The following is an 18244-nucleotide window of genomic DNA, read 5'->3' as shown; positions in this document are numbered from 1 at the left end:
CCAGTGCATCGAATAGATGCCCGCTGGGTTCGGCGGGAGGCTGCGCGGAAAAGACCCGGAACATCGGGACCTCGCCGCGCAGCCCACCCAGTACGTCATCTCCGATCACGGCGAGGTCATCACGCGGTACGACGAGCGCCTGCTGTCGAACACGAAGGTCTCGTACATGTATGCGCCCGGCAGCTCGCCGGTGACCTTCAAGGTCTTTAGCGACTGCCAACGGCGAGTCCGTGTCGCTCGTTGAGACGCAGTTCGGCCGCGTCACGTAGGTCTTTAGCTAACGGTTTGCTTCTGTTCGCGCCATAGGCGACGAAACGGAAGGAAATCCTGTTGCGAAGCACGTTGGTGCTGGACGACCTACGGGTCCAGAAGATCAGACGGGCCGACGGCAGCTGGGCGTTCTCGATCCTCTGCCCGGACTGCTCGGTCGATGAAGAAGCCGAGAGCTACCTGCGCCTCTACGAGGGCTCGGGCTCCCAGGAGACGTACGCCTACTACCTCGTCGATCACCTTCGGTGGCGCATCCGCGAGGGCCTGACCACGGAGACGACCACGCTCCTGGACCTCCAGCGCTACCAGGGGGCGGTGGGTGCACAAGTGCCGATGCCGTACGGGCAGCCGTGGCGGGTGCCGCCGAAGCGTCCGTACGGCACTGCGGCTCTGTCGGTTTCGGCGGCCGTCCTCAAGCGCTTCTACCTGCACCAGTGTGTGAGGCTGGGCATCAACGACGAGCTGCGCGAGGCACTGAACGTCGGTCGGCTGCCCACCCAGGCGGACCGCAAGAGGGCCTTCCTGGGGCACGTGATCACCTCGGTGCCGACGAACCCGCTGGCACCACGGCAGGGCAGCCGTCGGCGTCATCCGAAGATGCTGCCGGACGGTGCCAGGCCGGAGCTGATGGAGTCGGTGAACACCGCCCGGGACGAGATGGTCGTGACCTGGTTGTCCGACACAACCCTTCGGATCGGTGGCCTGACCGGCCTGCACCTGGTCGACCTGCACCTACGGGAGAACGCCGGCTGCGGCGAGTGCAAGAGCCCGCACGTCCACGTCTGCCACCGGCAGGCCAACCCCAACCGGGCCAGGGCGAAGAAGAAGGAGGACTGGCACCTCGTCGACGGAGTGATCACGGGCGGCGAGATCTACCGGGCGAGCCCGGCCATGGTCAGCTCCTACTTCAAGTACATGACGACGGAGTACGCGAAGTACGCGACGGGGCACGGCATGCTCCTGATCCAGCTGGCAGGCCCGCGGATCGGTGAGCCGTGGACGGCGGACGCTGCCCGCGGGGTGCTGCGGCGGGCCGGAAGGCGGGCCGAGCTGCCCGGCCGCATCAAGCCGCACGCGTTTAGGCACACGACGACCTCGAAGATCCTCGATGTCACGGACAACGACAGTTGGGTGGCCAAGGAGGCCGGCAACTGGGCGTCGGTGCAGACCGTCGAAGAGGTCTACGGGCACCCCGACATGCACTCCCCGGAGTTCGTCTCCGCGCTGAAGTCGGTCTGGGGTGAGCCGGAGTGAACGAGCCTGTCCGTCACCTGCTACCCCTCGTTACCCCGGACCAGCCGAGCCGGACCACCGGCGACCGGCTGGAACTGCTGCACACGCTGATGGCGGCACCCGGGTTCGACGCCGGACTCTTCCGTCAGGACATCATCCGCGTCCCTGGGGACCATGACTGCTACGGCTGGGTCTGCACCGTCCCGCAGTGCGAGCGTGCAAGTGAGCCGACCCGGTCGCTCTGCACCGTCCATGAGGAGGAGTGGTGCACGACCCGGACAGCGGGCGGCAATCTCGCTGACTTCATGCGCACGGCCGAGCCGCTGAAACCGGTGTCCTGGTATCAGCCCGAGGACTGCACGATCTGTCCCGGGATCCCGGCCTCGGGCTCGACACCGTTGTGCTTCCTGCACGCGGACCGGTGGCAGGGGCGGAAGACGTCCTGGCGGAAGAAGTACGGCGACGGACAGCCGGACTACGACGAGTGGCTCGCGGCGGAGATGCCGTTCCCGCCCTTCGGCGACTGCAAGGTGCAGGCATGCCCGGACCGGGCGGAGAACCCGATCGGGCTGTGCATGCGCCACGTTCGTCAGTACCGCAGGGAAGCCTGCCCGGGCGGGGCCCGGCTGCCGAACCAATGGGGCAGGTGGCTCGCGAACCGGGGCAAGCCGGTCCCGGTGCACTACGACGACGAGTTGGAGTTCCGGAAATGGTGCCTTGAAACAGACCCGATCAACCGGACGGACGGCAAGGTGTCGTTGCTGAGGCTGCGCCCGCTGGTGAAGGCCGAGATCCAGTGGTGCATGTTCCAGCACACCCAGGTGAAGGTCGAGGCCGGACACTGGCCGCTGCCCTGGATCCAGTACCTGGCGGACGACTGCCGAAAGCAGAAGGTCAACTCACTCGCGGACCTGGACTTCGACGGCATGCGGCAGCTGCCACGGCTGGTCGGCAAGGCGATGCTCCGCATGCTGCGGATCATCTACTTCACCCGCGAGGACACCAAGGACGCCGGCTACATCGAGACCGAGCACTTCGGCGTCAAGCTCGGCAACCACGGCGGGCAGATCGACCTGACCTGCATCTCGCAGCGCTGGCTGAGAGATCTACTCTGGGACCAGATGGCGAACCGCCTGCTGGTCAACCCGCCCCGCACCACCCAGCCTTTCGACCTGACGCGACGCGGATGCGCGGAACTCAGCGCGTTTCTGGAGGTCCAGGCGCCAGGCGGAGGCCACGATCCCCGGCTCCTCGAAGGCCGTCACATGATCGACTTCGTCGCCGATCAGCGGCACCGGGCCGAGCACGGGCAGCAGCCCCTGGCCGCGTCCCGACGCCGCGGCGGCAAGGAGCACGACCCGGTCACCAAGGGCATGGTCGTCGGGTTCTTCAACGGCGTCCGCCGGACCCTGCGCAAGGCTCTGGAGACAGGCGACTCCGAACGGCTCGGGCTTGACCGCGCATTCATCCTCGCCATCCCCGGAGTCGCCAGAACCAAGAACCGCCGCCGGCCGTTCCCCGATGACGTCGCCAAGGCCCTCGCGGCCGAGGCGAACCTGCAGGCGCTGGAGGGCAAGGACCCCGATGACCGGGGCCTGCGGGACATCTGGGAGGCATTGGTCACCACAGGCCGACGCTGCCGCGAGGTGCTGGAGCTGCGGCTGGAGTGCATCGGCCGCCTCGGAGGTCTGGCGATGTTCTGGTACGACGCGACCAAGGTCGGCAACTACGACCAGGCCATCCGGATCTCCGAGCGCCTCTACGAGCGGATCGAGCGACGCCAGGCCAAGACCATCGAACGGTTCGTCGAGCGAGAAGGCCGACCGCCCACCGCTCAAGAGCGCCTGACGATTGCGCTGTTTCCCAGCCGGGCCATGAACCGCAAGCACATCAAGGGCATGAGCTACGGCTGGTTCAACGCGCAGTTCCGCGAGTGGATCAACGAGCTCGACATCGGCCACTGCGTCGCCCACCAGGCTCGCCATTCCTTGGCCACGAACCTGATCAAGAACGGCGCGAACCTCACCCACGTCAAGCGCTACCTCGGGCAGGTCTCCGAGGCGATGGCCGAGCACTACGTTCACCTCGCCAACACCGACCAGCGTCTCGAAGACGCACTGAACGCGATCTGGGTCACCGGACCCGGAGCCCCGGAACCGGGCGTGGTGCTGTCCGGCGGCGAACCGATGACCCGCGAACAGGCCGAGGCGATGATGATCGACCTCACCCGCAAGTCCACCCCGGCCGAGGGCGGGTTCTGCACCTTCCAGGCCGTGGTCGACGGCGGTGCCTGTCCCTGGCAGCTGGACTGCCACAACTGCGAGAAGTTCGTGATGTCCGGCGCCGACCTCGTCTACTGGCATCGCAAGCGCGAGCAGTGGCGCGCGGTCGCCGAAGGCGCATCCGACCCCAAGGTCGCCGACTACCTACACCAGTATTTCGAGCCCACCGCCCGCGCGATCGACGGCCTGGAGAAGGCCCTGGCCGCCGTCGGCCTCTTGGACGAGGCCCTCGCCCTCGACCTGCGACGCCCCCAGGACTACTTCGGCCGCGTCTGGGCCACCGCCTTCCGCGCAAACGAACTCGCCCAGCACGAGGACCACGGCGACATCGACTTCGACGACGAGTACGGCACCGACGAGAACGAGGACCTGTCATGACCAACGACGGCTTCCGCCTGCAGATCCTTCGCCAGCACCTGGGACACATCCCCACCAAGACGGCCATGCTCTACGTCGACACGGACACCACCGCGGCGACCCAGTATGCCGAGGGCACCGCCGGGATGGACAACGCCCAGCGAGATGGCGAAGGCGAGGGCACATCGTGACCTCCGGCCTCGGCCAGACCGCGGCGGCCATCGCTGCCCGACGCCAGCAGACCCAGGACAAACTCAGCCGCGTCGAGAAGGCCATCGGCCAGCTCCGCCGCGAGCGCGGACGGCTCGCAGTGCGTGCAATCGCCGAGCGTGCGGACGTGTCCGCCACGTTCCTCTACGAGAACCCGGACGCCCGCGCTCTCGTCCAGCAGGCCGTCGCCGACAGCAAGAGCCGGCACGACCGGCGCACGGGCGACAAGCACGAGCAGATCGAGGCGTCCTGGCGCGAGCGGGCCCTGAACGCCGAGGCAGAACTCACCCGGACCCAGAACGAGGTCCTGGTCCAGCGGCACCGGATCGGCGAGCTCATGGGCCAGCTCCGCGACGTCGACGAGATGGTCCCCGGCGAGTCCGTCCAGAAGCTCACCACCGAGAACACCACCCTCAAGCGCCGCATCCAGCAGGTGACGCAGGAACACCGCAAGCTCCAAGAACGCCTCGAAGGCGCCCGCACCAACCTCCGCTTCTCCGACAAACGCATCGCCGACCTCGAAATCCAGCTCCTCGAACTCCAGCAGGCCGTCCCGGCCGGCGCCCGGCCGTGAAGGAGCCACCGCCGTGTTCGTCTACCACCTCAACAACCCCATCGACCTCGAAGCCAACGACGGCGACGGCTTCGTCCCCCTCACCCACTGGCTGACCGACAATGTCCGGCCCGAGAAGGCCGCCTGGCTCCTGGAAACGACCCTCGCCCTGGCCGACGCAGCACCGGCCGTCCGCTGGGACGGCGACATGCGGCACCTGCCCTTCGTCGACGCCCACACCGAGGACACCACCTGGGAACCCGCGCTGATCGTCATCCAGCAGGACTCCGGCCCCGACTCCTTCGTGATCAGCCGCAGGCCCATTCCCTGGGCCCAGCGGCAGAGCGACCGGTGGCACGAAACGCGCACCCGGGACATTGGCCCCACCATCTTCGCCGCCCAAGAACCCGAACCCATCAAGCCGCTGGCATCCACGCCGTTCTGAGCGGAACCGCACCAAGAGGAGAAACAACCGGCTGAGACGGAAAGGCGGTGCCGAACGAACAGTCGTACGCGGCTGGGGACGTTCAGTGGTACGTCCTCCCCTCCTCGAGGAGGGGAGGACGTGGACCGGCACGATGTGTGTCGGCTCAGGCGGGGAGCTCAGCTGACGAGTGGCGGGTGACGGAGTATCCGACCTCGAAGTCGTCGGCGGACATGCGGGTGTCGTTGACCTCGACCACGGTCCCGTCAGGGCCGGTGGACGTCCGCACGATCCGCAGCAGCGGGACGCCCTTGGCCAGGTGAAGCCGTTCGGTCTCGGCGGGCGTGGGCATGCGGGAGCCGACCGTCTCCTCCCAGGCCAGGGGGCGGTGGCCCATCTCCTCCAGGAGGTCGTAGATGCCGCCCGGGCCGGTGTCGCGTTCGGCGAGCCGGGTCCCGCGGGCAACGGCGGCCGGCAGGAAGCTGGTGGCCAGCTGCATCGGCTTGCCCGCTTCGGCGTCCCCCATGACCCGGTCGCGGATGAGTACGTCCTCGTCCGGCTCGACGCCGAGCATGAGGGCCACGTCCTTCGGCGGACGTCCCCAGGAGATCGTGGGCGCCTCAAGCGCCCGCCAGGGCTGGGCAGTTGGGTCGAAGTAGTATCCCCGCTCGTCGCGGAAGACCTGGCGGCTCCGGGTCAGGCGCCGCCTTGCGGGACGGGCGCGGACCACGGTCCCGCGGCGGCGGACCACCTCCACCAGCCCCTCGGCCTCCAGCTCGGCGATCGCCTCGCGGGCGGTCTGCTTCGAGATCCCGTGGTCCCGGGCAATGTCAGTGATCTTCGGCAGCACCGCCTGCTCGGGATACTCCCCCCGCTCGATGGCTCCTCGCAGGTCAGCGGCGATCTGACGATAGGCGGGGTCGTTCATGACGCTCCTCCTCGACGGTTTCAGGACTCCTCACCGCATAACTTAGTCCTAGCCCTATTGACCCGCCGGTTTTCGGGGAAGAACATAGTCCTAGTTCTAATGCGCCGTCAGTGTCGGCGCATGCCCTTGTTGTTGTCCCTCAGGCCGGGCCCGCCGGCTTGCCTCGCCATGCCCTCATCCGGGCGCGGGGACGGCGGACGGGCGGCCGAGCAGACGGAGGCACCTGGTGAAAGAACGTCACAGCACGGCAAGGATGCAGGCCACCACGCTTGAGGAGCTGGTGGCGACGGGGCTGCTGGAGACGGGCGCCGGCTGCCGGATCAGCCCGCACGCCGTCTTCGAGCCGCAGGACGAGCAGGGCACCCTGCGGCCGATCAAGCTCGGCGACCACGTCGTCGTCGGACCGGGGGCGGTGCTCTGCGGCGGCACCGAGGCGGGCGACGGCGCCCGCATCGAAGAGCACACCATCGTCGGCAAGCCCGAACTCGGTTACGCGGTCGGCCGCACCTATGCCGGCTACGGCGCCCGCACCCGTCTGGGCGCGAACAGCACCCTGCGGGCCGGGGCAATCGTCTATGCCGGATGTGAGATCGGCGCGAACACCACGGTCGGCCACCAGAGTCTGGTCCGCAGTCACGTCAGGATCGGCGACGACTGCGTGCTCGGCCACTTCCTGGTGATCGAGCGCGAGTGCCGGATCGGCAGCCGGGTCCGTCTCTCGCCCCACTCGCACATCACCTCCGCGACCGTGATCGGCGACGACGTCTTCCTCGGCGCCGGGATCCGCACCGTCAACGACAAGCACCTCGTCTGGCGCGACCCGGACCGGGAGCCGGATCTCCTCCCGCCCCGCTTCGAGAACGGCGCCAAGGTCGGCTCCGGCTCGACGGTCCTGTCCGGCGTCATCGTCGGTGAACACGCCCTGGTCGGCGCCGGATCCGTCGTCACCCGGGACGTCCCGGGCGGGGCGACCGCTTTCGGTGTCCCCGCCCGCGTCCGCCCCCAGCCGGACGAGACCTGACACCCACCCGGTGACGGGGAGAGGACGACCATGAACCACACGAGGACCTGCATCGATCAATGGATCACCCCGCTGCGGCCCGTCCTGCCGGACCTGACCGACCGCCATATCGCGCGGCTGGCCCGCCTGGAGGCGGACCTGACCGAGATCCTGGCAGCCACCCCACAGGCCGGGGCACCGGCCTCGGTCCGGCTGCTGGCCGTCCGCCGCCGCCTGGCCGAACGCGTCCGCACCGACCACAGCCGCGGCGACAACACCGGAGAGACGAAGGCGATGACCGAGGCCCTGGCCGGGTTCGTCTGCGGCTTCCACGACCTGGACCTGCGCGACGCAGTCGGCCCCGGGCACGGCCGCATGATCCTGGGGCACGGGACCGAGCCGGTCCGGCGCCGCTGGAGGGCCCGGCTCGCGGGCGGCGACCTGGTCGGCATCGCCGCGACCGAACGGCACGGCGGAAGCCGCCTCCAGGAGATCACCACCAGGGCCACCGTCCGGCCGGGCGGCGGCTGGTGGATCAACGGCGAGAAGTGCTGGGTCTCCCGGCTGACCGAGTCGGCGGCGTTCGTGGTGTTCTTCAAGAACCCCGACGACAAGATCACCGCCGCCGTCGTCGAAGCGGGCGCCCCGGGCCTTGAGCGCGGCCCCATCACCCCCTCCGGCCTCGGCGGCTGGGACTGGGGCACCCTCGCCCTCACCGACGTCGTGGTCAGCGAGGACGACCTGCTCGCCGGCGACGGCGGCGGCCTTGCGGTCTTCCGGCGGCACTTCGCGGCCTTCCGCCCACTGGTCGCGGCGACCGCACTGGGCACCGCCGCCGGCGCCCACACCCAGGTCGCCGCCAATCTGACGGCCAGGGCCGCCACCGGACTGCTGCCCAGACTGCGGGACACCGCGCTGGTCACCCTCGGCCGCACACACGCCGAGATCAACGCGGCTCTGCTGGCGGCGATCGCCGCCGCGCGGCTGACCGCCTCCGGCAGCCCGCACGCGGACCTATGGTCCCGCGAGGTCAAGGCACACGCGGTCGACACCGCCCACCGCGCCCTCCAGGAACTGCCACTGCTGGTCGGCGCGGGCGGCTTCCGGGCCGACTCGGCGCTGGCCAAGGCCCGCGCGGACGTCGGCGGCCTACTCTATGCCGACGGCATCCACGACTCGCTACTGCGATCGGCCGGACGCACCCTCACCACCCCGCCACCGGCGGGGATCCCCCGGCCCAGGCCCGCCGACAGCACCGGGCAGCCGGCCGCAGCCTGACACCGCGAAGGCCCCGGGGCGCCCGCCGCCCGGGGGCCGACGGGTCACATCACGCCAGGATGCCGTTCTCCAGATAGATCATCTCCCCGCGCTCGCGAGCGGCCATGCACGCCTCCACCCGCCTCGCGAGCAGCGGGATCAACCGCTCACGGACCTGGTCCAGGCCGACGAACTCGAAGGCGCGGACCTCCTCGTCCTGCAGCCGGATCCCGGCGACCTGTTCGGGGTCCAGCACACCGCCGTCGAAGATGGCGACGATGCCCTCGCTGCGTCCCGGCCGCGGGCCGACCCAGTCGATTCCGAGCAGCCGGCCCGGCTGCCAGGCCAGCCCGAGCTCTTCCTTCACCTCCCGCACGGCACCGTCGCGGGGCGACTCGTCCCACTCCACGGCGCCGCCGGGGATCTCCCACGGGTCTTTATAGATCGGATCGACCAGCATCACGCGGCCGTCCGCGTCGAAGAACAAGACACCGGCTGCCACCCGCTTCCGCGGCAGCTTCCGGTCATATTCCGACAACTCGACGGCAGGGTCTTCCGAAGCAGCAGTACTCATGCCCAGCGAGCCTAGACAGCACCAGGCGTCACGCGGGGCCAAAACACCCCACTCGCCCCACCGCACCCGCACCCGCACCCGCGACATCGCACCCACCGTCTTCGCTGCCCCCGAGCACGCCCGAGTTGATCTCCTGACTGCCGTGTTCTGACCCCGTCAGGGGCTGAAGGGGCCGAAAATCGAGCATCCTGCCCGGTGGCACGTCGGGGACACGCGCGACGTGTCACCGCAGGTCAGCGCCAACACCGTGGTGAGGCCATGCCGTCAGCGTTCAACGAGTGCTGGCCGGTCCGACGTATGCCCAGGGCGCGCACAAGCGATAGAAGACCGACCGGGTGCCCCAGGCCGGGTCTGCGTCGGCGCGTTCGAGCACACCCTTCTCGACGAGGGAGGCCAGGCGATTACGCACCGCTTTGCGCCCTTTCGCGTCCCCTAGCGGAATACCCAGAGCCTTCGCGAGTTGCTCGCTGCACCAGGGGTCGGCCCGGGAGGCGATGACGGCAAGAAGATCTCGCTGCCCACTTGATCGGATGAGTACCTTGTCCGGAGCCGGCCGAGGCTCCGGCTCCCCAGCCGAGTTAGCGCGACCTTCGAGCCCCTCAGGGAGCGCAGAAGCACGCGCCAGCTCCTTCCTGATGTCCACCAGGCCGGACCGCACAAGCGAGTCGACGTCCACGTCGTCGAGTGGACGGCGGCGCAGTTCGGCGGCATGCTGACGCATCCTCTCCAGGCGCGGCCCGACATTGATCAACTTCACCGCCTCTTCTCGCAAGGCGGCTAGGTTGTCGCGCTCCTCAATCTTCTGACGGAGCGTCTCCCTCAAGTCGGCGATGGCCGTGTCGCACTCATCAAGCAATGCGTCACAGCCACGGACTACCCGCTTCGCCTCATCATCGGCCTCCGCCGAAGTCCCCTGGACACTCTCCTGCTGCTTCATAAGATCAACGCTAGAGCGAACGAGTCACTCGCAGAGCCTGTTTGACGAACTGCCAGCGCCACGTCCCGGACACCTACGCGACGCATCTCGCCTGGTCAACCCCAATACGGACATCCGGGCATTCGGAAAAGAGGTCGACGGTGTGCGCTTCGGCTGCCTGCTCGGCATGGAGATCCACTACCCGGAGTTGTTCGCCGAGTACGAGAAGCTGGACGTCGACTGCGTCCTGTTCTCCACGACCGGCGTCTCCCCGGGCAACGCCGCCGCCCAAGCCCAAGGCCACGCCGCGGCCAACAGCTACTGGGTCAGCTTCTCGGTGCCCACGCAGCACAGCTCCATCGGGCCGTCCGGAGTCATCGCCCCCAACGGCGAATGGCTTGAGCGATGCCCAGCCGACGGATCGCCGTCGGTGGCGGTCGTAGACCTCGACGACGGTTCCGAGGCGGCCGCTGAAGCAGTGGCCTACGCACGTCCCTGGCGTCGCAAGTCGCGCGGGGGCGTCTACGCCGCGCACCAGGTAACCGACTCGCGCAGCGAAGACCGTACTGCGGCGTTCTAGCGCAGAAACCCGAGGGGTTCGCGGCACGGGGTGGCTCCCGCCTCGTGAACCCCTCGGACGCCGCCCGCCTGCACTATCTGGACACGCGGGATCCTCGGGAGTGAGTTCGCTGGTCAGGCCAGGAGTTTGTGGCTGCGCTGGTCGGGCTGGGGGGAGAGGCGCTCGCGTTCCTTCTGGGTGTGAACTGAGCCGGGCGGGAGCGTGCCACAGAGATAGTGGAGTGGCGACGGGCTGTGGCCGATAAGGTGTTGCGCTGGTGGACTTAGAGGGGTCTGTGGTTCACCGGATCTCCTATGTGGAATGGGTCTTTGATGCTCAATGGCCAGTGTGATCCCCGGCAGGTTGTTCGGGATCTCGTTCAAGCGGTTGTCCCGTTCGATGAGCGGGAGGCCTCGGACCAGCGGCGGATGACCGACTGGATCGACTCGGGCAGTCCGCTTTTCCGCACGGCTAGACCTGCTACGCCCGACCAGCATTTGGCGGTCTACGCCGCGCTTGTCGATGAGGCGGCGGGGACCATCATGCTCGTGGACCATGCCAAGGCCAAGGCGTGGTTGATGCCTGGGGGCCATGTGGATCCCGACGAGGACCCGCGAGTAACGGTGGTTCGGGAGCTGGATGAGGAACTGAAGGTGGATCCGCCGTTCCATTCCCGCTTCGGTTCCGATCCCTTCTTCTTGACCGTGACGGAGACCCGTCCGCCGCACGTGCACACCGATGTGACGATGTGGTTCGTGTTTGCCGCCGACCAGAAGCAGGAGATCGTCCCCGATCCTGCGGAGTTCTCGGAGTGCCGCTGGTTCCCTCTGGGTGACCCGACGACGTGGGTGGGCAATTTCGACCCACAGATGTCCCGGTTCATGGAGAAACTGTCGTCTGTGCTGGACCTGGTACCGGCCGGCTAGTCGGGCTCTGCAGCTGAGGATCGTCCAGGGGCGGAAGATCGGCGTGAGGCTTCTGCCGCACTAGTGGCTTCCCGATCGGTCACTCCACGACTGCGGGCGTGGATTCAGAGCGGCGGAGACCGCTGATCCGACACCCTGTACCTGCCGCACGGTCACCTGCAGCGTCGGGCTTCGAAAACGGTGCCTTTGCCGCGCGGACCGACTGCTCCGTTGCGGCTGGTGGCGACCAGGACGAGTTCGGCGATGTCGAGGACCAGCAGTTCCCGCAGTATCCGCTCCACCCCTCGGGATCTTGTTCGTCAGCCTTGGTCTGCAGGACGTCAACACAGCCCTGGTGCACGGTGTTTCCGTGTCATGCCCGAACGCGGTGAGTATTTCCGCGGCCAAGGGCCTGCTGGCCATGAATTGGTCGTGGTGTGGACGTGCACCCCTTAATTGATCTTTAGGTAGTCCTGGACGTGCAGGGTGCGGGTGGCGGCGAGGTAGCTGAAGCAGCTGACGGCGGGCCGGGTCACGCGTTGGTCTCCAGGGCGATGGTGGTGAGGAGGGCCGCGTGGTCGGTGAACTGGGCTGTCCTGGGAGCGTGGTCGTAGTCGCAGCTGATGACCGTTCCAGTCCTGGTGGTGGCGAAAATGTGGTCGAGGCGTTGTGAGCCGTACCGGTCACTGAGCCAGCTGTGTGCGAGGGCTGAGGGATGCAGCTTCCTGAAAAGGTCGGTCAGGCCGAGTTCCTGGAGGCCGGTGTAGAAGGCGTAGTCGTGGTCCTGGAAGGAGTCCAGGTGCGACTGAGGACTGGGCTCGATGACGTTCAAATCGCCGGCCAGGACGAGTTTGGGCTGTAGGGCGCTGTGGAGGTACTCGAGGAACCCTTTCTGGAAGACCCGGCGCCGGTCGCTGCTCTCGGTGGTCATACCGTTGGTGGGCCCGTACAGGCCGACCAGTCTGATCTTTTCGTCGGCGGTGAGGAGATCGACGGCGATGGCGCGGGCATCGAACTGGTCGGCGACCGGGAGATGCTGGAAGCCTCGGGTGGCGATCAGGGTGAAGTACGGGCTTTCGGTCCAGCCGGGCGGGAGGTGGGTGTCGAATCCCTCGGCCTCCAGGCCGCTGATGATCAGGCGGCTTCCGTCGCTGGCCTTCATCTCGGTCAGGACCAGGACGTTGCTGCCGGTGCCCAGCAGCCAGTTGAGGTTCGTCTGGGCGCGCTGGCGGCTGGGGTTGTTGATGTTGAGTGCGCACACGCGCAGCGCATCGGGTTCTGCTGTGGAGCTGACCTCGTCGTCGAGACTTCCGAACAGAGAGCCTTGGATTCCCTCGTCGTGCATTTAGTGCTCCTGGCTGGTGGCGAGGCCGGTGAGCTGCCGGACCCGGACGATGGTGTCGGTGAGCTCGCTGGGGGTCATCTGCTTGGCCGCCCGTTGCTCCGGTGTTTCCTGCGCGGCGCCGAAGACCCGGAAGGACTTTCCGCTGTCGGTGTCGAGGATGAGGAAGCTGTCGCGCCTCGCGGGGCCGCGCACGAGGATCGAGATGGTGTCGGCGTCGGCCTGGACGGTGTGGACCGTGGTGTGGTGCAGGGCGTAGCTGGATCCGGGGCGTTCAATACGTTCCATAATCGGTTTGAGGGCGCGGGCGTCGGTGTGCTCGTCGAAGTCGGTGTCCGCGCCGAAGATCCGGTGGAGGTACTGCCCCTGGTAGATCCCGGAGAAGAAGGGCCAGCGGTGGTGGTGCGGCCGGTCGAAGTGGCCGGAGCGGTACAGGTGCAGCCGGACGCGGATCCCGCCGTCGGCGTAGAGGACGAGTTTGTCCATGAAGTCGTACTGCTCGCACATGGGGGCCAGCACCGGATCGTCGGGGATGCGGCGCAGGAGTGCCGTGAAGAGGTCAGGGTCTTGGGTGATGGTGTCGTAGGCGGGCTGGCAGCCGGTCACGATCGAGCCGGTGTCGTTCCAGTCGATGTCGCGCAGGTCTGCGAAGGTCCGATGCGCTGTGGTGATCACCGGGTGCCTCCTGTTCCGTAGGGGGACGCATCCAGGATGCGCTTGAGGTGGGGGTGCAGGCGGTAGAACTGGCGGGCCAGGTGCGGGGATTGGCTGACGCCGTCGGGGAGCTGGCGGGCCGTCGCCGTGTGGGCGGTGACGGCGGACAGCAGGGTGAGCTGGGTGGACTTCACCCGCCGCCGCAGTGTCTGCCGGGGCGAGAGAGGCACGGCCTGGGTGAGCAGGACGGGACCGGTATCGACGCCGGCTGTCACGCGGTGGACGGTGCAGGTGATGGGGTCGTTGTTGAGGAGTGCCCAGCCCACAGCGTCCATGCCGCGGTAGGTGGGCAGCGCCCCGTTGTGGGCGTTGATGGTTGCGAGGGTGGGGATGGTCAGGATCGCGGTGGGGACGATCGGCATGCCGAGCAGGACCAGCAGGTCCGGTTCCCAGCGCGCGAGCACGGTTTCGACCTGGTCCCAGTCGGTGCAGTGGGCGGTGCTGCTGGTGACGTCCGGGGCGGCGTGGCTGCGGGGGGCGGGTTCGGGTGGATACCAGGCGGCGGAATACCGGGTTGCGCGGCCGTGTCGCTGGGTGGTGCGTACCAGCACACCGCGGCCACCTCGGCGCCCAGGGTGCGTGCTGTGGTCAGGAAGGCCGCGGGGCTGGCGGAGCCGAGTCCGGCCAGGACCACGGTTTTCATCCGTCCGCTCGTCTCCGGCCGGTCGGGCGGTTTGTGATCGGCGGGAACGGTGGCCGGGCGGGGAGGCAGGACGCGGTCGGACAGGCGGGCCGACAGTTGGGTGCACGCGCCGTCCAGGAGGGCCGCCGTCGCCGCGATGCGGGTAGTGAGGTCCGGGTCGTTCCAGTGGTCGGCATTGTGGCGCGTCCACACGGTGCCGAGGAGTTTGCAGGCACCGTTGAGGAAGCGCAGGTCGTCGATGACGCGGGAGAGGCCGATCCAGTGGTCGGCGAGCGTCAGCCAGTCTCCGGCCACGCGGGGGGACAAAGCGCGGGTGCGCGCCTCGACCGAGGGCCGCCACAGAGGTGCGGTCTCGAAGCGGTGCAGCAGATCCACGTCGTAGGCCAGGACGGCAGCTTGCCCGTGGTCGGGCAGCGGGGGTACAGGGGGGCTGGCCTGCAGGGCTCCTTCGGTGGCCTCAGCGGGTGACCACAGGCGTGCGGCGTGTGCGGACTCTGCCACTCCGGCGAGGGGCACGGGACGGCCATCCCGGGGTGCCTTCGGCAGTGCGGCGAGGATCTGCGCGGGGGTGAAGTCGCCGTCGACGTCGCGCCGTACGGGGAACCGGTCCTCGGCCAGCCCCTGGGTGGCAGTCATCGGGCGACGTGCTCGCTGACCTTGGCGAGAGCGGTCCGGTAGCCCTCGGTGAGGTCCTCGTCGCCGGGGTAGCCCCAGGCGGGAATCTTGATGAAGGATTCCTGGAACGCGGCGACGCCGGGGAGGGCCACCGGGTGGACGGCTGCGGGCCGCCAGGGTGCGTGCGGGGCCCGGCGGGCGAACAGCGGCTCGCCGGAGATGTCGCGGGTCGAGCCAGGCGCGTCGACGTCCAGGGCGCCTTCGGCGACGCAGAGTCGCACGAATTCGTCGCGGGTCACGGTCGCCTGGTCGGGATGGAAGAGCAGGCCGAACACGTACAGCCCGTGTTCGCCCCTCTCGGGCGGGACGGTGACCGGGGCGATGACGGGGTTGCCGTCCAGTGTCTTGATCAGTGCGTCGAGATTCTGGCGGCGCCTGGCCTCTACCTGATCGGCCCGCCCGAGCTGGTGCATGCCGATCGCCGCGCCGAGTGTGGTCATTCGCTCCTTCAGTCCCATGCCGGTGAAGGCGAAAGGGAAGTGTTCGGCGGCAGGGTCGATCTCGGTCAGGGACCGTTTGTTGTAGTGCGCGTACAAGACCGCCAGTTCACGCAGCCGCGTCTCGCGGGCCAGGAAGATTCCGCCCTCCCCGGTGGTGATGGCTTTCTGGTTGGTGGAGAACACCGCCATGTCGCCCCAGGTGCCGACCGGGCGGCTGTCCCAGCTCGCGAAATGGGCGTGTGAGCAGTCCTCCATGAGGATCAGTCCGTGGTCGGCGCAGAACGCGGCGATCTCGTCCATCGGGCACGGGATGCCCCACATGTGGGTGACGATCACGGCCTTGACGTTCGGTTGCATCCGCGCGGCCAGTGACTGCGCGGTGACGTTCCCGGTGGAGGGGTCCGCGTCGCAGAACACGACCTCGACTCCGTCGAAGGCAAAGGGGGAAGCGGTGGCCAGGAACGTGTACGCGGGGGCGAGGACCGCATCCCCCGGGCTCAGTCCGGCGACGCGGCTCATCGCGTGGATCGCCGCGGTCCCGGACGCCATCGACACGACCTGACCGGGGCCCACGCCGAGGAAGGAGGCGAACGCCCGCTCGTACTCACCGATAATCCCGGTGGCGTCCCGGTCCGACAGGGACCGGTGGGCCTGGTCGAGGATCGCCTTCTCCAGCGAGGCGTCAACGATGGGCCACTGGTAGTGCGGTGCTGGCAAGTCGACCGTCTTGGGTCCGCCGTGGGCGGCCAGGGCGTTCATCAACTGGGGTCTCCTTCTGCGTTGAGGAGCTGGTCGACCTGCGGTTTCAGCCGGGCGATCGTGTCGGGGACGGATGCGGTGACGTCGAGTTCGACGACCGGCCACCGGTGGTGGCCGGCATAGCCCAGCAGGTTCTTCAGGCCGTCCTGCTGGTAGGTGACGAACGCCGTGCGGCCGTAGTCGCTCACTCCGGCGTGCATGCCCATCTCGCGAGGCTGGAAGGCCTGCTTCCGGTCGTACAAAGCACCTAGATCAGCGGTCAGCACGATCACCCCATCCGGAGGCGGAACCCTGCCGAAGATCACGTCGAGGTCGGCCTGGGCCCAGCCCTGCACAAGGAGCTTGGAGAAGAACTTGAACCACCAGCCGTCCATGATCACGTCGTGTCCGGCCGCGATCAGAGGCTCCAGCACCGTGGTGCGCAGCGCCGTGTACCAGGATGCCTGGAGGGTGACCCAGAAGCCGTCCGGCAGGTCGGGGCTGTCTCCCGAATGCCAGAGCATGGAGGCCAGTTGGCTCATGAGCTGGTGGGCGTAGGGGGAGGTTGCTGAGATCTGGCGTCGTGGCACGAAGACCAGCCCGGACGATGATGCTCCCTCGGCGCAGGCCTGTTCGTAGGTGGTGTCGGCAAGAGCTTGCGCGAGGGTGGTCTTGCCGATCCCGTCGGGGCCCTCCAGGGCGATCAGTCGCCCGCGTTCTGCCGCCATGCCATCCTCTCCTGCCCGTTGACGTCTCGTTCCGGTCTACTTCGATTGTCGAATTCGTCTGTGACCGGTGCGAGTGTTTCGGTCGAGCCCGAGCCGATGCCGGGCTGTTCACGTGCCGCAGGCGTCGGCGGCGTTGATGAGCTGCCATTGCCGGGTTGCGAGCCAGCGCTGGTGCTCACCGTGCAGAACGGCGGCGTTCGTGGTGGAAAGCACCGGCAGTGACTGTCCGATGAGTTCGCCAATCGCCCTCTGGAGCATGCCCAGTTCCTCGTCCATGAGGTCGCGCAGCGCGGAATCGAGGAGTTCCGGTCCGGCGGATGTGGTGTCGATGAGCGTCAGCATGCCGGTGAAGACCGAGTAAGCGGCTGCTCGGATCGCCACTCTCGCGTCGTGCAGAACGTTCCGCGCACGCCCGTCCACGATCTTCTCCAGGCTCTTGAGGGTGTAGTCCAGGGCGAACGTCCGGTCCACCCACATCTGGGCGTGGCGGGAGCAGGCGCCGATGCGCTGGTCGGCGAAGCGGGCTTCGACCCTCCCCATGCTCGGATCGACGGCCCCGGTAAGCCCGAGGGCCTGAGCCTTGCGGGTGTAGGCGGCGCCGATCAGGCACTCCATGGAGACGAGCATGTAGGAGATGCCGGCGTGGAACGGCCTGCCGGTGGAGTGTGAGGCGACCCACTGCGGGTCCCGGACACCATCGACGATCTCGTCGATACTCAGGTGGGGCTGTGGGGCGAGCAGCAGGTCGGTGCGTCCCTGGAACGCGTGGGTGGCCCGGAGCTCGTCGAGGGTCATCTGCTGGTCGAAGGTGATGTAGGTGAAGCGGGTGGGGACGCCGAGGGCGGTCAGCGTCCGGATGGCCAGGGCGTTCTGGTCTCCGGTGGTGTCCTTGTTGAACCGGGTGAGGACCGAGTCCACACCGGACTCGACCCCGAACAGCATGCGCCGGAGCCCAAGTTGGTTCAGCTGCCGCCACATCCGGGCCCGGGACAAATGCCAGGGCCGGTCTGTCTCCGGGCGAACCACCTGGTCGACGCGGCAGGAGGACTCCCACGAGAACCCCGCATCGTGCAGCAGCCCCGCCAGCTCCAGCGCGCGGGCCACGGCGTCGTCTCCTCTGCCGAAGAATTCCTCGTCGACCAGGTACACAGTCCTGGATGTCTCGGGATGCCGGTCGAAGGCCCGTGTGAGTTCCGGCAGGACGATGGCGAGGCTCGGTGCGGAGCCAGCTGCCCAGGCCCCTTTGTGGCTGCGGGGGCAGAAGCTGCAGGCGGAGGTGCAGCCCCTGGACGCCTCCAGCTGGACCACTCCACGGCAGTCCAGGGTGCGGTCGAGGAGGTCGAGTTCGGGCAGGAAGTCTACGAGCCGGGCATTGGGTACCTTTGCGGTGCGCAGCTTCGTACGGATCCTCATGCCGCCGCCCCGGAGCGCCCCTGCATGGCCAAGGCCGGGGATGTCCTCGAGCGGCAGATCGCCGTGATAAAAGCTCAGGCTGT

21 protein-coding genes are annotated in these 18244 nt (G+C 68.1%); 10 read left to right on the top strand and 11 right to left on the bottom strand.

Annotated features, from left to right (window positions below; all coding sequences use genetic code 11):
- Positions 1-16 precede the first annotated feature (16 nt).
- From ACIBEI_RS42150 to ACIBEI_RS42125, 6 genes are all read left to right on the top strand, one after another.
- Positions 17-244, top strand: a complete 228-nt coding sequence (locus ACIBEI_RS42150; protein WP_398896156.1) for a hypothetical protein — start codon at positions 17-19, stop codon at positions 242-244.
- 86 nt (positions 245-330) lie between these two features.
- Positions 331-1524 carry a tyrosine-type recombinase/integrase gene (locus ACIBEI_RS42145; protein ID WP_398896154.1) on the top strand — a complete coding sequence of 398 codons (1194 nt, stop codon included), beginning with the start codon at positions 331-333 and terminating at the stop codon, positions 1522-1524.
- Entirely contained in the window at positions 1521-4163 is a 2643-nt protein-coding gene (locus ACIBEI_RS42140; RefSeq protein ID WP_398896152.1) for a tyrosine-type recombinase/integrase, read from the top strand. Before ACIBEI_RS42145 ends, ACIBEI_RS42140 begins: the two co-directional genes overlap by 4 nt.
- Positions 4160-4333 (top strand): hypothetical protein, encoded by a 174-nt coding sequence (locus tag ACIBEI_RS42135; protein WP_398896150.1) that lies wholly within the window; start codon positions 4160-4162, stop codon positions 4331-4333. The genes ACIBEI_RS42140 and ACIBEI_RS42135 overlap by 4 nt, the downstream gene beginning before the upstream one ends.
- Entirely contained in the window at positions 4330-4926 is a 597-nt protein-coding gene (locus tag ACIBEI_RS42130) for a DUF6262 family protein (RefSeq protein ID WP_398896148.1), read from the top strand. Before ACIBEI_RS42135 ends, ACIBEI_RS42130 begins: the two co-directional genes overlap by 4 nt.
- A 13-nt stretch (positions 4927-4939) precedes the next feature.
- Positions 4940-5350: a hypothetical protein gene (locus ACIBEI_RS42125; RefSeq protein ID WP_398896146.1), complete on the top strand. Its 411-nt coding sequence runs from the start codon at positions 4940-4942 to the stop codon at positions 5348-5350.
- 145 nt (positions 5351-5495) lie between these two features.
- On the opposite strand, the gene ACIBEI_RS42120 is transcribed toward ACIBEI_RS42125, so the two are convergent.
- On the bottom strand, positions 5496-6257 hold the full coding sequence (locus ACIBEI_RS42120) for a GntR family transcriptional regulator (RefSeq protein WP_398896145.1): 762 nt from the start codon (positions 6255-6257) through the stop codon (positions 5496-5498).
- 226 nt (positions 6258-6483) lie between these two features.
- Between ACIBEI_RS42120 and ACIBEI_RS42115 the strand changes: the two genes are divergently transcribed.
- Positions 6484-7278 carry a DapH/DapD/GlmU-related protein gene (locus tag ACIBEI_RS42115; protein WP_398896143.1) on the top strand — a complete coding sequence of 265 codons (795 nt, stop codon included), beginning with the start codon at positions 6484-6486 and terminating at the stop codon, positions 7276-7278.
- A gap of 30 nt (positions 7279-7308) precedes the next feature.
- Positions 7309-8535, top strand: a complete 1227-nt coding sequence (locus ACIBEI_RS42110; RefSeq protein WP_398896141.1) for an acyl-CoA dehydrogenase family protein — start codon at positions 7309-7311, stop codon at positions 8533-8535.
- Positions 8536-8584: 49 nt separating this feature from the next.
- Here the strand turns inward: ACIBEI_RS42110 and ACIBEI_RS42105 are convergent, their stop codons facing one another.
- Positions 8585-9088: an NUDIX domain-containing protein gene (locus ACIBEI_RS42105; protein ID WP_398896140.1), complete on the bottom strand. Its 504-nt coding sequence runs from the start codon at positions 9086-9088 to the stop codon at positions 8585-8587.
- Between the two features lie 271 nt (positions 9089-9359).
- Positions 9360-10025 (bottom strand): hypothetical protein, encoded by a 666-nt coding sequence (locus tag ACIBEI_RS42100; RefSeq protein ID WP_398896139.1) that lies wholly within the window; start codon positions 10023-10025, stop codon positions 9360-9362.
- Between the two features lie 142 nt (positions 10026-10167).
- On the opposite strand from ACIBEI_RS42100, the gene ACIBEI_RS42095 reads away from it, so the two are divergent.
- Together ACIBEI_RS42095 and ACIBEI_RS42090 are read left to right on the top strand one after the other, a co-directional pair.
- Positions 10168-10584, top strand: coding sequence for a hypothetical protein (locus tag ACIBEI_RS42095; RefSeq protein WP_398896138.1), 417 nt, complete (start codon positions 10168-10170; stop codon positions 10582-10584).
- A gap of 311 nt (positions 10585-10895) precedes the next feature.
- Positions 10896-11489 carry an NUDIX domain-containing protein gene (locus tag ACIBEI_RS42090; RefSeq protein WP_398896137.1) on the top strand — a complete coding sequence of 198 codons (594 nt, stop codon included), beginning with the start codon at positions 10896-10898 and terminating at the stop codon, positions 11487-11489.
- A 152-nt stretch (positions 11490-11641) separates the two neighbouring features.
- Here the strand turns inward: ACIBEI_RS42090 and ACIBEI_RS42085 are convergent, their stop codons facing one another.
- From ACIBEI_RS42085 to ACIBEI_RS42050, 8 genes are all read right to left on the bottom strand, one after another.
- Positions 11642-11770, bottom strand: coding sequence for a hypothetical protein (locus ACIBEI_RS42085; protein ID WP_398896135.1), 129 nt, complete (start codon positions 11768-11770; stop codon positions 11642-11644).
- Between the two features lie 230 nt (positions 11771-12000).
- Positions 12001-12813 carry an endonuclease/exonuclease/phosphatase family protein gene (locus ACIBEI_RS42080; protein WP_398896134.1) on the bottom strand — a complete coding sequence of 271 codons (813 nt, stop codon included), beginning with the start codon at positions 12811-12813 and terminating at the stop codon, positions 12001-12003.
- On the bottom strand, positions 12814-13485 hold the full coding sequence (locus ACIBEI_RS42075) for a hypothetical protein (protein WP_398896132.1): 672 nt from the start codon (positions 13483-13485) through the stop codon (positions 12814-12816). It abuts the gene before it with no gap.
- Positions 13482-13928 carry a formyltransferase family protein gene (locus ACIBEI_RS42070; RefSeq protein ID WP_398896130.1) on the bottom strand — a complete coding sequence of 149 codons (447 nt, stop codon included), beginning with the start codon at positions 13926-13928 and terminating at the stop codon, positions 13482-13484. The genes ACIBEI_RS42075 and ACIBEI_RS42070 overlap by 4 nt, the downstream gene beginning before the upstream one ends.
- Positions 13859-14803 carry a hypothetical protein gene (locus ACIBEI_RS42065; RefSeq protein WP_398896128.1) on the bottom strand — a complete coding sequence of 315 codons (945 nt, stop codon included), beginning with the start codon at positions 14801-14803 and terminating at the stop codon, positions 13859-13861. The genes ACIBEI_RS42070 and ACIBEI_RS42065 overlap by 70 nt, the downstream gene beginning before the upstream one ends.
- Positions 14800-16041, bottom strand: coding sequence for an aminotransferase class I/II-fold pyridoxal phosphate-dependent enzyme (locus ACIBEI_RS42060; RefSeq protein WP_398896127.1), 1242 nt, complete (start codon positions 16039-16041; stop codon positions 14800-14802). Before ACIBEI_RS42060 ends, ACIBEI_RS42065 begins: the two co-directional genes overlap by 4 nt.
- Positions 16041-16748 (bottom strand): hypothetical protein, encoded by a 708-nt coding sequence (locus ACIBEI_RS42055; protein WP_398896125.1) that lies wholly within the window; start codon positions 16746-16748, stop codon positions 16041-16043. Before ACIBEI_RS42055 ends, ACIBEI_RS42060 begins: the two co-directional genes overlap by 1 nt.
- Before the next feature lie 108 nt (positions 16749-16856).
- Positions 16857-18161: a radical SAM protein gene (locus ACIBEI_RS42050; protein ID WP_398896123.1), complete on the bottom strand. Its 1305-nt coding sequence runs from the start codon at positions 18159-18161 to the stop codon at positions 16857-16859.
- Positions 18162-18244: the final 83 nt, after the last annotated feature.

The organism is Streptomyces sp. NPDC050988 (assembly GCF_044456225.1).
Lineage (GTDB): Bacteria > Actinomycetota > Actinomycetes > Streptomycetales > Streptomycetaceae > Streptomyces.
The sequence above is the reverse complement of the archived record's forward strand: the minus strand, read 5'-3'. Positions and strand labels throughout refer to the sequence as shown.